General features: G+C 31.2%; 16 protein-coding genes. 7 read left to right on the forward strand and 9 right to left on the reverse strand.

Features of this window, described 5'->3' with window-relative positions:
- Nucleotides 1-98: 98 nt before the first annotated feature.
- Both ACXIHB_RS12315 and rimM read left to right on the forward strand, forming a co-directional pair.
- The gene (locus tag ACXIHB_RS12315; RefSeq protein WP_047790292.1) at nucleotides 99-602 is read left to right on the forward strand and encodes a 30S ribosomal protein S16; all 504 of its coding nucleotides are present in this window, start codon (nucleotides 99-101) and stop codon (nucleotides 600-602) included.
- Nucleotides 603-618: 16 nt separating this feature from the next.
- Nucleotides 619-1,146 carry a ribosome maturation factor RimM gene (gene rimM / locus ACXIHB_RS12320; RefSeq protein WP_462099342.1) on the forward strand — a complete coding sequence of 176 codons (528 nt, stop codon included), beginning with the start codon at nucleotides 619-621 and terminating at the stop codon, nucleotides 1,144-1,146.
- Here the strand turns inward: rimM and ACXIHB_RS12325 are convergent.
- On the reverse strand, nucleotides 1,143-1,646 hold the full coding sequence (locus ACXIHB_RS12325) for a GNAT family N-acetyltransferase (RefSeq protein ID WP_047790291.1): 504 nt from the start codon (nucleotides 1,644-1,646) through the stop codon (nucleotides 1,143-1,145). The two genes, rimM and ACXIHB_RS12325, sit on opposite strands and share 4 nt — an antisense overlap.
- Nucleotides 1,647-1,698: 52 nt before the next feature.
- Here ACXIHB_RS12325 and ACXIHB_RS12330 point away from each other — a divergent pair, with 52 nt between their 5' ends.
- Nucleotides 1,699-2,289 carry a PhnA domain-containing protein gene (locus tag ACXIHB_RS12330; protein ID WP_047790290.1) on the forward strand — a complete coding sequence of 197 codons (591 nt, stop codon included), beginning with the start codon at nucleotides 1,699-1,701 and terminating at the stop codon, nucleotides 2,287-2,289.
- Nucleotides 2,290-2,291: 2 nt separating this feature from the next.
- Complete coding sequence (locus ACXIHB_RS12335; RefSeq protein WP_462098352.1) at nucleotides 2,292-2,876, forward strand: outer membrane beta-barrel protein; 585 nt, start codon at nucleotides 2,292-2,294, stop codon at nucleotides 2,874-2,876.
- 31 nt (nucleotides 2,877-2,907) lie between these two features.
- Here the strand turns inward: ACXIHB_RS12335 and ACXIHB_RS12340 are convergent, their stop codons facing one another.
- Both ACXIHB_RS12340 and ACXIHB_RS12345 read right to left on the reverse strand, forming a co-directional pair.
- Complete coding sequence (locus tag ACXIHB_RS12340; protein ID WP_125066673.1) at nucleotides 2,908-3,963, reverse strand: nucleoid-associated protein; 1,056 nt, start codon at nucleotides 3,961-3,963, stop codon at nucleotides 2,908-2,910.
- 33 nt (nucleotides 3,964-3,996) lie between these two features.
- A complete protein-coding gene (locus ACXIHB_RS12345; protein WP_159612958.1) occupies nucleotides 3,997-4,596 on the reverse strand; it encodes a ribonuclease HII in 600 nt (199 codons plus the stop codon).
- Nucleotides 4,597-4,666: 70 nt separating this feature from the next.
- Here ACXIHB_RS12345 and ACXIHB_RS12350 point away from each other — a divergent pair, with 70 nt between their 5' ends.
- Entirely contained in the window at nucleotides 4,667-6,625 is a 1,959-nt protein-coding gene (locus ACXIHB_RS12350; protein WP_462098353.1) for a putative porin, read from the forward strand.
- A gap of 1 nt (nucleotide 6,626) precedes the next feature.
- Entirely contained in the window at nucleotides 6,627-6,878 is a 252-nt protein-coding gene (locus tag ACXIHB_RS12355) for a hypothetical protein (protein WP_047790285.1), read from the forward strand.
- Here the strand turns inward: ACXIHB_RS12355 and ACXIHB_RS12360 are convergent.
- The 3 genes from ACXIHB_RS12360 to ACXIHB_RS12370 all read right to left on the reverse strand — a co-directional run bounded on the left by ACXIHB_RS12360 (nucleotide 6,871) and on the right by ACXIHB_RS12370 (nucleotide 10,219).
- Nucleotides 6,871-7,299, reverse strand: a complete 429-nt coding sequence (locus ACXIHB_RS12360) for a GNAT family N-acetyltransferase (RefSeq protein WP_462099343.1) — start codon at nucleotides 7,297-7,299, stop codon at nucleotides 6,871-6,873. The two genes, ACXIHB_RS12355 and ACXIHB_RS12360, sit on opposite strands and share 8 nt — an antisense overlap.
- 40 nt (nucleotides 7,300-7,339) lie before the next feature.
- The gene (nhaC, locus tag ACXIHB_RS12365) at nucleotides 7,340-8,824 is read right to left on the reverse strand and encodes a Na+/H+ antiporter NhaC (protein ID WP_047790283.1); all 1,485 of its coding nucleotides are present in this window, start codon (nucleotides 8,822-8,824) and stop codon (nucleotides 7,340-7,342) included.
- 195 nt (nucleotides 8,825-9,019) lie between these two features.
- Complete coding sequence (locus ACXIHB_RS12370; RefSeq protein WP_462098354.1) at nucleotides 9,020-10,219, reverse strand: aminotransferase class I/II-fold pyridoxal phosphate-dependent enzyme; 1,200 nt, start codon at nucleotides 10,217-10,219, stop codon at nucleotides 9,020-9,022.
- Nucleotides 10,220-10,382: 163 nt separating this feature from the next.
- Between ACXIHB_RS12370 and ACXIHB_RS12375 the strand changes: the two genes are divergently transcribed.
- Complete coding sequence (locus ACXIHB_RS12375; protein WP_047790281.1) at nucleotides 10,383-10,841, forward strand: Lrp/AsnC family transcriptional regulator; 459 nt, start codon at nucleotides 10,383-10,385, stop codon at nucleotides 10,839-10,841.
- Here ACXIHB_RS12375 and ACXIHB_RS12380 read toward each other — a convergent pair.
- The 3 genes from ACXIHB_RS12380 to ACXIHB_RS12390 form a co-directional block, all read right to left on the reverse strand.
- Complete coding sequence (locus ACXIHB_RS12380) at nucleotides 10,836-11,936, reverse strand: DUF4407 domain-containing protein (RefSeq protein ID WP_394420282.1); 1,101 nt, start codon at nucleotides 11,934-11,936, stop codon at nucleotides 10,836-10,838. The two genes, ACXIHB_RS12375 and ACXIHB_RS12380, sit on opposite strands and share 6 nt — an antisense overlap.
- Before the next feature lie 98 nt (nucleotides 11,937-12,034).
- On the reverse strand, nucleotides 12,035-13,528 hold the full coding sequence (locus ACXIHB_RS12385) for a M56 family metallopeptidase (protein ID WP_462098355.1): 1,494 nt from the start codon (nucleotides 13,526-13,528) through the stop codon (nucleotides 12,035-12,037).
- Complete coding sequence (locus ACXIHB_RS12390; protein WP_047790279.1) at nucleotides 13,528-13,896, reverse strand: BlaI/MecI/CopY family transcriptional regulator; 369 nt, start codon at nucleotides 13,894-13,896, stop codon at nucleotides 13,528-13,530. Before ACXIHB_RS12390 ends, ACXIHB_RS12385 begins: the two co-directional genes overlap by 1 nt.
- Nucleotides 13,897-13,918: the final 22 nt, after the last annotated feature.

Raw genomic sequence — 13,918 nt, forward strand, 5'->3', positions numbered from 1 at the left:
ACTTTTAATTGAAAAATATTTTATAATTTTGCGCCCACTTATTACGAGATAATAAGATTTATTAATAACCAAGGTCGCGAACCTTAAAAATTAAAATTATGCCTGTAAAAATTAGATTACAAAGACACGGTAAAAAAGGAAAACCATTTTATTGGGTAGTAGCTGCTGATTCAAGAGCTAAAAGAGACGGTCGTTTCTTAGAAAAAATCGGAACTTACAATCCAAATACTAATCCTGCAACTATCGACTTAGATGTTGACGGAGCTGTAAAGTGGTTACAAAATGGTGCTCAACCAACTGATACTGCTAGAGCTATTTTATCTTATAAAGGAGCTTTATTAAAGAATCACTTAGCTGGAGGAGTAAAAAAAGGAGCTTTAACTGAAGAGCAAGCAGAAGCTAAATTTACTGCTTGGTTAGAAGAAAAAGCGGCTAAAGTTGCTGGTAAAACAGAAGGTTTAGCAAAAGCTGAAGCTGACGCTAAAGCAAAAGCTTTAGAAGCTGAAAAAGCTGTAAACGAAGCGCGTATAGCTGCTGCAACTCCTGCTGTAGAAGATAGCGAGGATGCTGCTGCTGAATCAGGTGCTGATAGCGAAGAATAAAAACTGTACTACGATGATGCAAAAAGAAGATTGCTTTTATCTTGGCAAAATCGTTAAAAAACATAGTTTTAAGGGTGAGGTAGTTATTAAGTTAGATACTGATGAACCCGATCTTTACGAAAATTTGGAATCAGTTTTTGTCGATTTAGGCAATAATCTGATTCCTTTTTTTATTGAAAAATCTTCCCTGAGTAAAGGAACTATGTTTAGAGTGAAGTTTGAGGATGTTGATACGGAGGCAGATGCCGAAGCTATTTTACGTTCTGAAGTTTACCTGCCATTAGACTTACTCCCTAAATTATCAGGAGATAAATTCTATTATCATGAAGTGATAGGTTTTAAGGTTGTTGATACTTCTTTTGGAGAGGTGGGAAATATAGTAAGTATTAATGACTCTTCAGCTCAACCTTTATTTGAAATTGATAGAGACGGAAAAGAGATTTTCATTCCTATGATTGATGACTTTATTAAAAAGGTAGATAGAGATACTAAAACTATTGAAGTTAAAACACCAGAAGGGTTAATTGATTTGTATTTGAGTTAAAAAACATACTCAAATACACAATCTTCTCCGTCTTCAAAAACTTGTTGCATCCCAATAAACTCAAAACCTAGGTTTTTTAATAGTTTTTGAGATTTTTCATTTTTTGGCATCGTCAAAGCTAATACTTTGTCTTGTTTGAATTTAGTACGGACGTATTCAATAATTAGTTTTGTAGCCTCTGTTGCATATCCTTTACCTCTTCCTTCTGGCAGAAATGCGTACCCAATATCAATAAAATCTAACTTGTCTCTTTGCAATGCTGTAGAGGCTCCAATGGGTTTGTTGGTTTCTTTTGAAATAACCGTGAAAAAACCAAGTCCATTTAATTTAGAGTTTTTAAACAAAGTATCCTTTAGGTAGATACGGGTTTCTTCAATAGATTTTAAATTTTTATCTCCTATAAATTGAATCCAATCAGGATCATTAAATAGTTGAAAATAAAAAGGTGCATCGCTCACTAGAGCTTTCTTAATAATTAGTCGTTCGCTTTCTAATAACATAGCCTAAATATATAATTAAAAATGTACTTTTGCGAAGCAAAAAAAGAATAAAATGAGTTTATTACAAGAATTACAAGATAGAAGCGGAAATCAATGTGAGTTATGCGGATCAAAAAGCGATTTGTCAATTTATGAAGTACCACCAATTTCAACAGGAGGAGTTGATGGGAGTTTGTTGGCTTGTAGTACTTGTATTGAGCAAATTGAAAACTCAGAAGCTACAGACGCTAATCACTGGCGTTGTTTAAATGACAGTATGTGGAGTGAGTTTAGAGCAGTGAAAGTTGTGGCTTGGAGAATGTTACACCGTGTCAAAAAAGATGGATGGTCACAAGATTTATTGGATATGATGTATTTAGAAGATGAAGAGTTACGTTTTGCAGAAGCTACAGGTGAGCATTTAGATGAAAGTGAAAAAATAATTCATAGAGATGTAAACGGAGCTATTTTACAAGCAGGAGATAATGTTGTGTTGATTAAAGATTTAAAAGTAAAAGGTTCTAGCATGGTAGCAAAGCAAGGAACTGCTGTACGTAGAATTTCGTTAGATCCTGAAAATGCTAAATATATTGAAGGTAAAGTGGGAGCACAAACTATTGTGATTATTACCGATTATGTAAAAAAAATGGCTGAAAAGGAATAGATATGAAGTATAAACTTTTATTAATTTTATTACTGTGTGGAATAGGTTCATTTTCTCAGAATAAAAAAATTAGCTTAGAAGTAAGTTATCCTTTAACTATAGATAATAATTTTATTGGAGGGAGGTCTAAAGGGGTTGTTGATTTAGGAATTAAATATAGGATAAAGGACTTTAAAATAGTTAATTTAGGTATAGGTATAAATGGAGGGCTTCTAGTTGATGATACAGATAAGAGTAATAATTATCCACAAGATTTTGAGAGAACAATATATGCTATACAGCCTAAAATTTTCTCAGAATTAAACTTGAGTCAATTAACAAAATTGCATCTTTTTGTAAATATAGGATACTCGTTTATGAAAATGAAACTAACGAATAATAATAACTCTGGTCCGGTTGATTTTTCTAAACTCTCAGATACCTTGAGAGGAATAAATGCTGGTTTAGGTGTTAGTTATGATATCTTACCAAGAATTTTTTTACAGGCCCAATATGATTTTTCCAAATTAAATTCTGGAAACTCGCCAGATGTAGATTACAACACAAATGTAAATCTTCTAAAGATGGGAATAGGTATAAGATTATAATAAAAAAAGCTGAGTTTAAACTCAGCTTTTTTTATTTCTCAGTATTATAATATACTTTATAAAACTTCATTTTCTTGTCTTCATCGTATCCTTGTTCTAAATATTCAGCAGAAGCATCAGGAGCATCAACATCAATTTTAATTTGAATATTGGTGTCTAATTTAATTTCAGTTTTAAACTTACTTTTTTCTTTCTTTAAAACAACATCAGATACTTCAAAATTATTACGAATTAGTACATCGTTTAATTTTTCAAAGTGCTGCTTGTAATCCTCAAAAAGATCTTTATGCTTGTCTTCTTCAAAAATTTCATCTTTGAAGCCATGATAATCTACACTTTCATGTTCTTTAAAATAATCAACAGTATTAGCTAAGAAATTACTTTGTTCTTGTTTTCCAAATTCAGGTTTTATAACCTCTTCAGAAAACTCCTTGCACATTTCTAAGTAATTTTGAGTATGTAAGTTGCGATCATCAGCATATTTTACACTTAAGAAGTTTTTAATCCAGTATTGCGCATCGTATTGGTTGTTATCTACCGATAAAACGACAGTTCCTTCTGCATCAGTAGAGTTTAAAATTAAACATCCCTTATCCAATCTTTTTGTTGAAATTCCTTTTTGAACTACTACATCAAAACTATCATCATCCAAGTAAGTCTGAAAGAAGTCTACTTTACTTTCAATTTTAAAAACACCAACGGCTTCAGTTAAAACATCTTTGTATTCAATACCTTCAAAATAAGCTACAATTACATCCCCCGTTTTAATATTGGCAGAGTTTGATTGTTCGTATAGGTGATTAACAATATTTTTAGAATGTTCAATAAAAACTTCGTTGCTATCATCTTCAAAAATATCAGAAGTATATTTATTGATTTCGTTTAGACGAACATCAGCATGATGACTAAAGCGGTAACTCTGAGTAACTGAACCGAAAGGCTTCAGTAAAAAAGGGAGTAACAATTCGTAACTTTCTTCATCAAAACGCACTAGACTTTCAGAAAAGGCATTCTGCCCGCTATTGTATTTGTTAGCTACTTTGTGAATAATACATTTGTTAATTTCGGTACGAGTTCTTTTAATCATCTTCTAAAAAATTGGAAGACAAAAATAGAAAAATTAAAGTTTCAATTTTAATTGTTCTGGCAACAATTTAAATGATTTTCGGTGATAGGGAGTTGCTCCAAATTGACGAATAGCTTCGCGATGTTCTTTTGTAGGGTATCCTTTATTTTTCTGCCAGTTATACTGCGGGAATTCTTGATGAATTTTCTCCATATACTCATCACGATAGGTTTTGGCAAGTACAGAAGCAGCTGCGATACTCATAAATTTAGCGTCGCCTTTTACAATGGTTTGATGTGGAGTTTCTTGATAGGGTTTGAATTTGTTTCCGTCAACAATAATAAACTCAGGTTGTACATTTAATTGTTCTATTGAACGATGCATTCCAGTAATAGATGCTTGTAAAACGTTTAGCTCATCAACCTCTTCTTGATGTATAAAAGAAACTCCAAAAGCTAGTGCATGTTCTTCAATATAAGGTCGAAGTTTTTGTCGTTTTTTTTCAGAAAGTTGCTTGGAGTCGTTTAGCAATTCATGCTGAAAATCACCTGGTAAAATTACAGCTGCTGCAACTACAGGTCCTGATAAACAGCCTCTACCAGCCTCATCTGTTCCTGCTTCTAATTTATGCCCGCTATAGTTTAATTGCAACATGCTACAAATTAACAGTTTTCAAAGAAATTAATCGTGATTTTTGTCGTTAAATTATTTTACTTTTGTTGTTATGAAGAAAAATTTCTTAGTATTTTTTTGTTTGATAAGTGTTCAGATAATTTATGCCCAAAAAAGAACGGTTGATGGAGGTTTGGGGATAGGAAGAGGTGGATTTGACCAAAACATAGATTCATTGCCCGATAATGAGATTAATGTAAAACTTAGTGGAAAAACTAAGTACACTGATTATAAAATTATATCACATAAAAATGATACTACCATTGTAGATACTACATTAACAATTCAAAAAGAGTATAAGTTCAATTTCTTACGAAAGGATAATTTTGAATTATTGGCTTTTCATAATCAAGGACAAACTTTTAACAATTTAGGGTACGATTTTACTAATATTTCTAAGTTTCCTAATATAGGTTTTAGAGCAAAAATGTTCAATTATTTTGAAATTGAAGATGTGAATTATTATCATGTGCCCACCCCTACAACAGAAATAATGTATCGTACAGGGTTAGAGCAAGGTCAGGTATTGGATGCGCTTTTTACAACAAATTTTTCTAAACGATTTAACGTATCGATAGCTTATAAAGGACTTCGTTCTTTAGGGGCTTATAGGCGTTCTTTGGCTAGTACGGGTAATTTTAGGGTTAGTTTTAGTTACGAGACTCCTAAAGGACAATACGGGATTAGAGGGCATGCTGTAAATCAAGATTTTTTTAATCAAGAAAGTGGAGGACTAACCGAAGCTTCTTTAGATGCATTTTTAGCAGATGATCCTAATTTTAGCGGAAACAGAGGTAGAATGGATGTGAATTTGGGTAATGCTGAAAGTACTTTAGATGCTAAGAGATTATACTTTGAACATACTTTTAAATTACTTTCTTCAAAAGATAGTGTGAGTCAAAAAGACTTTTCTAATTTAAAACTTGGGCATTCATTTACTAGAGATTCTAAGTTTTATCGATTTACTCAAGGTACAGCATCAGATATGTTTGGTGATGCAAATATTTCGAGTAACATTAATAATAAAACTATTTATTTACTATATAATAATCAGTTTTTTTTAGATTTTAATTCAAAATATGTACTAGGAAAATTTCGTGTAAAAACAGAATTATCAAATTATACATATGGATATGAAAACTTACAGAATAATACAGTTGGAATTACAAAAAATAAGCTGAAGGGAGATGCAATTTCGTTTGGAGCTGATTGGAATGGAAGAATAGGGAACTTTCATGTAAATGCTTCTGGAAGTCTTACCCCAGGAAGTGGTCGATTGTCAGGGAATTATCTTTCAGGGGAAGCTTTCTATAAAAAAGATAGTGTACTTACTGTGAAAGGGAGGTTAGGAATAAGTAACAAATTACCTAATTTTAATTTTTTATTACATCAAAGTAGTTACGATGATTTTAATTGGGAAAATAATTTTTCTCAAATAGGGACACGTACATTGGGAGGGGTTATTGAGTCTAAATGGGGAAATGCTTCGTTGGATATCGCTAATATTAGTAATTACACGTATTTTGATGAAAATGGTCAACCGAAACAGTTTCCAGGAGATGTAAACTATTTAAAGGCAAAGGCATCTAAAGAATTTACCTTTGGAAAGTTTGCTTTAGATAACACTTTAATGTATCAAAAAGTAGCAAGTGGAAATAGTGTTTTTAGGGTTCCAGAATTTGTTACTCGTAATACACTTTACTATACAGATGAATGGTTCAAAGGAAAACCTTTGTTGGTACAAATAGGAGCTACATTTAAGTACTTTTCAAAATATAAAGCAAATACGTATAACCCTTTATTAGCTGAGTTTACTTTACAAAATGACACAGAAATAGGATATCCTACAGTAGATTTGTTTTTCAATGCTAGGGTTCGTAGAACTAGAATTTATTTTAAAGCAGATAACATAAGTTCTTTTGTGTTAAAAAAGAATTATTTTTCGGCTCCAAATTACCCGTATAGAGATTTCGTAATTCGTTTTGGAGTAGTGTGGAACTGGTTTATATAAAATGAAAGAAAAGCTGCGAAAAAATTGGAAGTTGTTTTTAATAGCAAGTTTAACCTTAGGTTTAGCACCTTTTAGACCACCACATATTGTTGGGAAGTTACAATGGATAGCAGGAGGGAATGCCTTTTCAGGAGAGCACGCTATGCAGTTTATGGATTGGTTTGATGTTTTTTTGCATGGAACTCCTTGGGTACTTTTAATAGTATCAACTTTATTACATGTTTTCAGGAAAATAGAGCTCCATTTCAGATAAAAAAACGTCCTTTAATACTGCTCTCTCGTTTCCCAATTATTTCAAAACTATGTTTTAAATAAAAAGCATCCGAGTTTGGGTCTGATAAAACATTTAATACAGCACAAGAACCGCCTATACAAGATTTTTTTACATGTTCTAGTAGTTTAGAACCAGTTCCTTGGTTTATAAATTTAGGGGAGACAAATAAAAAATCTAAAAAACTTGTTCTAATATTAGCTCGATATAAAACATAAAAACCAGCTGTAGTATCGTTAACTTGAAATTTGTAAACATTACAGTTGGTAAACATTTTAGGGGAGACTGTTAAGTCGTTTTTCCACTCTTCCATTTGTTCTTTGGAATATCCCCAATATGCTTTTGAACTTATGGCAATTTCAGTTAATAAGTTAGCGTCTTGTATTTGAGCTTTTACAATAATAAAAAAAGAACCTCACGAAAGGTGAGGTTTATAAACGTTATTATTTAGAAGCTAGTTGTTTTATTTTAATTCTGAATGCAGCAAATAGTAATGTTGTAAAAGGGCTTAGCCAATTAAACATGGCATAAAAAGCATAATCTATAACAGGAACACCTAAAACACCAGAATGATAAGCTCCGCAAGTATTCCAAGGAATTAAAACAGAGGTAACAGTACCAGAATCTTCTAAAGTTCTACTTAAGTTTTCAGGAGCCAACCCTTTATCTTTATAAGCTTGTGCGTACATTTTTCCAGGTACAACAATTGCTAAATATTGATCAGAAGCGGTGAAATTTAAACCTATACATGTACCAACAGTACTGGCAAATAATCCGAATACTGAATCAAATAAGCTTAACATAAAACTGCTAATTTTAGCTAAGGCTCCAATAGCATCCATGACCCCACCAAAAACCATTGCTAATAAAATTAACCATACGGTTCCAAGCATTTTTTTCATACCACCGGCAGTAAATAAATCTTTTAACACTTCATTATCAGTAGTTACAGAGGTTTCTACGGTTATAGCTTGCATTATTCCTCTGTAGGCAGATTCAAAATCTAGCTTTTCAACTCCAGAAATTTGAGAAACAACATGAGGTTGAAAAATCAAAGCAAAAGCACCACCCAATATGGTTCCAGCTAAAAGAGCGATTAAAGGAGGTGTCTTCTTAATAATTAGAACTAAAACTAATACAGGTACAAGAAATAACCATGGGGTTATATTAAAAGCTTTGTTAATGTCGCTAAGCATTTGTTGAGTATTCGCGTCACCAGTTGTAGTTTGGGTAAATCCTAAAATAACAAAAAAGATAATAGTTACTATAAATGTAGGTACAGTAGTATAAGTCATATATCTTATATGTGTAAACAAATCTGTTCCAGCCATGGCTGGAGCCAAGTTTGTAGTGTCTGACATTGGAGACATCTTGTCGCCAAAATAAGCACCAGATAAAACTGCACCAGCAGTCATACCTAAAGAAATACCTAAAGCTTCACCAATACCAATTAAAGCTATACCTACTGTTGCAGAAGTTGTCCAAGAACTTCCAGTGGCAACAGATATAACTGCACATATTATTAAACAAGCTACTAAAAAGATAGTCGGGTTTAAAATTTGAAGCCCGTAATAAATCATTGAAGGTATAATACCGCTTACAAGCCATGTTCCTGCAAGCGCACCTACCATTAACAAAATTAAAATAGCACCTGCTGTTGATTTTATGTTTTCAGCAACTTCTTCAATCATTCTTTCGTAGGAAACTTTATTTTTAAAACCTACAATAGCCGCAACAGCTCCACCTAATAATAAAATAAATTGATTACTTCCACTTAAAGCATCGTCTCCAAATACATATACATTATATGCAAGCATACCTATTAAAGCGAAAACAGGAATCAAAGCTTCCCAAATACTCAACTCTTTATTTTGAATTATTTTTTGATTTTCTATTTCAATTTTAGATAGGTTTTTGTCGTCTTGCATGTATGGTATTTTTTTCGGCTTGTAATGTTACGATTTTGTAGAGAATTACACAAATCGAATTAGTTTACAATATTTTTTAAAAAAAATGGAATAGAAATACTACATAAACAAAAATGTCATTTTAAAAAATGTGAAATGATTTAGTGTCTTTCATTTTGTTTAAAATGACAGAATCAAGAAGATATTATAAGTGTTTTACAAAACGCCTACTTTTTTCATGCAAGTTTTCATCATTTGATAGGTGCGCTCTATGTCATTATCTAATCCAATAGAAAAACGAATTAATCCATCGGTAAGTCCCATTTCTTTTTGTTCTTCTAAAGGAATTTCTGATGACGTTGAAGTCCCTGGAGCTGAAAATAAAGTTTTATAAAAACCTAAACTTACAGCTAAGTACCCTAGATTTTCATCCTGCATTAATTCCATTAAAGCATTGGCTTTGTCTAGAGATCCAGCATCAATAGTTAGCATTCCTCCAAAACCATATTCTTCATTCATCATTGATTTAAACACCTTATGAGAAGGGTGTGATGGTAATCCTGGGTATACAGTTTTTAATCCGTCAGCTTCAAATTTTTCAGCTAAATAACTCGCATTTTTACTGTGTTGCTTTACTCGTATATGTAAAGTTCTCATATTTTTCAGGATTGAAGAAGCGCGCAAAGAGTCCATAGAAGCTCCTAATAACATACTTGCTCCATCAATTACACTTTTTTGAGAATTGATAAAATCTGCAGTTCCACAAATAACTCCTCCCATAGTGTCAGAAGAACCATTGATGAATTTTGTTAAACTGTGAATAACAATATTGGCACCCAATTGAGCTGGAGAAATTGATAGAGGAGAAAATGTATTGTCAACTACCAACTGTAAATCATGCTTTCTAGCTAATACTGAAAGAGCTTTAATATCTGCGACCTCTAATAACGGATTGCTTACAGTTTCGCAATAAATCATTTTAGTATTTTTGTTAATGGCAGCTTCTACTTTGTCTAACTTTGTAATGTTTACAAATGAAGTTTCAATTCCTATTCTTGGAGTAAAGTTTTTAAGAAAGGCATAAGTTCCTCCGTAAATAGTTCTACTTGAAACGATATGATCTCCAGCCCCACATATTTGTAAAATAGTAGGAGTAATGGCTCCCATACCAGTAGCTGAAACATTAGCAGTTTCAGTACCTTCCATAGCAGCTAAAGCTTCAGATAGGTATAAGTTTGAAGGAGATGAGTGGCGAGAGTATAAATAACAACCATCTGTATTCCCTTCAAAAGTATCAAACATAGTCTTTGCTGATAAAAAAGTATAGGTAGAAGAATCTGAAATAGAAGGGTTAACTCCTCCAAATTCTCCAAAGTACTGTAGATCTTGTATGTTGTTTGCAGGTTTAAATTTCATATCGATTAAAGTTAATTATTAATAGACTACTAAGTTCTGTTTTAGTTGTTTAAAAATCAATACAAAGCGATTTTTGTAGAAAATTACACTAATTTTATGTTTGTATTTAGTTTTTTATTAGTTTGTGTTCAGATAAGTTGTAATAAAATAGATTTTTTTTCAGATGAAGTTAGATAATATAGATAAGAAGTTATTAGGGTTACTTCAAACAGATAGTAAACAAACAACAAAACAGTTATCATTGCAATTAGGTCTTTCTGTAACAGCTGTTTATGAGAGAATAAAGAAGTTGGAAAAAGAGAAGGTCATTAAACAGTATGTTGCGTTGCTAAATAAAAACAAAATAGAAAAATCATTTTTAGTTTTTTGTCATATAAAGTTAGAGAAACATAACAAAGATTATATAGCTCTTTTTGAGCGTGAAATTAAAAAATTAGAAGAAGTAACAGAGTGTTTTCATGTAAGTGGAGATTATGATTATGTGTTAAAAATTTATGTGAAAGATATGGATGCTTATAGAGAGTTTATGATTAATAAAATTACAGCATTAAAACATGTTGGAAGTACTCACAGTATTTTTACAATAGGTGAGGTTAAAAACTCAATAGCAATAGCTTTATAAAATATTTTGTTGATTTTTATAAAAAGAATCAGCCTGTAGCTTCATAAGGTTACGAGCCATCTTTTGTTTATAATTGTAGAGTTCTTCTTCTGTTTTTAAATCAGAGTATATTTTGTTGTTGAGGTCTATATCAGTGTGTAAAATAGCTTCTCGTTGATGAACTTGTTGTTGAATCCAAGTTTTAACTTGAGATTCATGGTTTTCCAATTTATAATCGTATTCACTTTTTGAGCTAATAAGTTTGGCAAAAATAGGAGCAGTTTCTATTGCTAAAAATAGTAGGAAGATAAAGAAAGAAGGTAGCCAAGGTAGTTTGTTTAAAGCATTAACACGAGCCATTAATCCATCAAAATTAGAAATAATAGGTTGTGTTTGTGTTTCTTTTAATTTTTGACTTTCGATCAAATTAGCAATAGCAGTTTCTTTCTGTTTTATTTTTTCGGTATTTTCAGCTTTTAATTGATTAAGTTCTCCAAGGGCAGTATCGTGTTTATCTCTTTTCTCTTTGTAAACAGGTCCTCTGCCAATTAATTTGGTGCCTTTTCTTCCTTCGGCTTCAGCTATATAGGTTTCATATAATTTATTTACCTCGCTTTCTTTCGTTGTGACCTCATCTTTTAAAGAAGTGATTTCAGAATTAATTTTTGTTATTTCAGGAGTGAATTGTTGTGCAATTTGAGTTTTGTTATCTAAAGTCATCTGATTTTTTTCAGTCAGTAATACTTGATTGATTTCCTTTTCGAAAATTTTTAATTCTAATGGTTTAGAAATCACCACAGCAATTATCATAGCAAGTAACAATCTAGGAAGTATTTGTATAAGTTCTTTTCGTTTAGACTCTCTTTTTTTAATAGTAGAAACAATAAATCTATCTAAATTAAAAATGAGTAACCCCCAAACAATACCAAAGAAAATAGCGGTGTAAATATTATCAAAAACTGTAAATAAAGCATAAGCAGAAGCAATGGTAGCCATTAAAGCAGTGAAGAAAACGGTAGCACCAATACCAGCATATTTGTTTTGTTCACCATTAGCACAATTTTCAAGCAAATCTAAATCAGCTCCAGAACAAAGAAGGAAAAATCGTTTTAACATAAAATAAGCTTATAGCTTAATAACGACAGATTTAGGATTTTGTTACAAAAAAAGCCTCATTTAAGAGGCTTTTAACAAGTATGTGTTTTGAATATCAGTTATTTGTTGCTGGTTACATATACTAACCCTGTACCATCTTTATTTTTTTTAACATCAACTTTTCTTATGTCTTTAGGTGCAATTTTGTGTAATTTTTCTTTAGAAATAAGTTTACCATCTAAGTAATATTTTATATCAGAGGTGTTAATGTTGTTTGTGTTTTTAGTAACTTTTTTGCTATAAAACTTGATGATTTTTTTATTGTTTTTAGCTTGTATTAAGGTTCTTAGTCCTTTTTTATTTTTAATTAACTTAATAACTTCATTATAACTCAGCTTTTTGTCATCGAAATAGAAATCAGCATTTTTGTTTTGATATATGTATTCGATAGCATTTATTGAAGGAGGTGGAATGTTTGAGGTTTCTTCTTCTCTAATAACTCCATAGCTATGGGGTGGAGGTGGAGGTATGTTTAAAGCTTCACCTTTTATAACAATTCTACTTGTAGGGCTTGGAGGTGGAGGGAGTTGTCCCTTTTCATTCTCTGTTAATTCTGAGATTTTTTTAGTTATTTTATTTCCTTTTTCATCATGATAAGTTATTTCCGCGTCTTCATGATTAATACTTTTTTTATACACTGTTACTGATGAAGGAATTGAATCTTTTGAAGTTTTAGTAGAGAGTACATGTTTTTTTGTTGTTTCTGCTTCAACTCTTTCAGCAAAGAGAAAAGCGAATCCTGCTATTACTGGTATTACTGCCAGTTTTTTTAGCAAAATTTTGGTACGAGAACTTTGTTTTGTCATCATTAATAATCTTTTTTTAGTTAATAAATAATTCAAATTACTGGCCAAGTAATATTCGTTGTTCCAAGTAGCTCTATTTAATAGTAAATACTGATACTTAGTAGTATTTTTATGTGTAGTAATCACTTTGTTGTCTGCTAAAAACTCATGATTTAGTTTTATTGCTTTTTTAAGAAATATAAATGTTGGATTGATCCAAAAAATAATTTGTAAAAGTTCAATCAATAAGATATCAAACGTATGCTTTTGCAAAGCATGTGTTAATTCGTGGGTATAGAGTTCAGTTTCTATTTTGTTTGTGTTATATTCTTCTTTATTGATAAAAATGTAGTTCCAAAAGGTATGTGGGCTAATAGCATCATCTACTAACACAAGGGTAGCTTTGTCTTTTTTTATTTTTTTATACTGTTTTATCTTTAAGAAGATATTAAATAGGTTTTTTGTAAAGCGGATTAATAAAATGATAGCTACAATTGTATATCCAAGAAATAAATATTGGGTATAGCTAATTTCCTTAACAGGATTTACATCCAAATTTGAATCTGTAATCAAGGAAGGGACAGCCTTTAAAGTATTCGGAATAGTTTCTATATAGATCTTATAAAAAGGAGCTATAAACGAAAATAATACACTACCCAATAAATAAAACCGATTGAATTGGTGCATTTTTTCTCGTTCTAATATCAAATGATAAAAGAGAAGCAGCAATGCTAAACAAATTCCTGATTTGATAAAATACGTTATCATTATTGTTGCTTTTTAATTTGCTGATCGATAATTTTTTTTAAATCTTCTAATTCTGAAACTGATAAATCTGTTTTTTCAGTAAAAAATGAAGCAAATTGACTAGCAGAGTTATTAAAGAAGTTTTTAATCAATCCGTTTACATGCTTTGAAAAGTAGTCTGACTTTTTTACCAAAGGAAAATATTCTCTTGATTTTCCATCTAATGTATAATCTACAAATCCTTTATCTTTCATTCTTTTTAATAGTGTAGCAACTGTAGTTGTAGCAGGTTTTGGTTCAGGAAATTCTGCTAAAATATCTTTCATAAAAGCTTTTTTTAGTTTCCATAAATATTGCATCACTTGTTCTTCAGTTTTCGATAATTGCATTTCGATAAAATTTGAATTGTAT

The sequence above is a fragment of the Tenacibaculum sp. IMCC1 genome, from assembly GCF_054906355.1.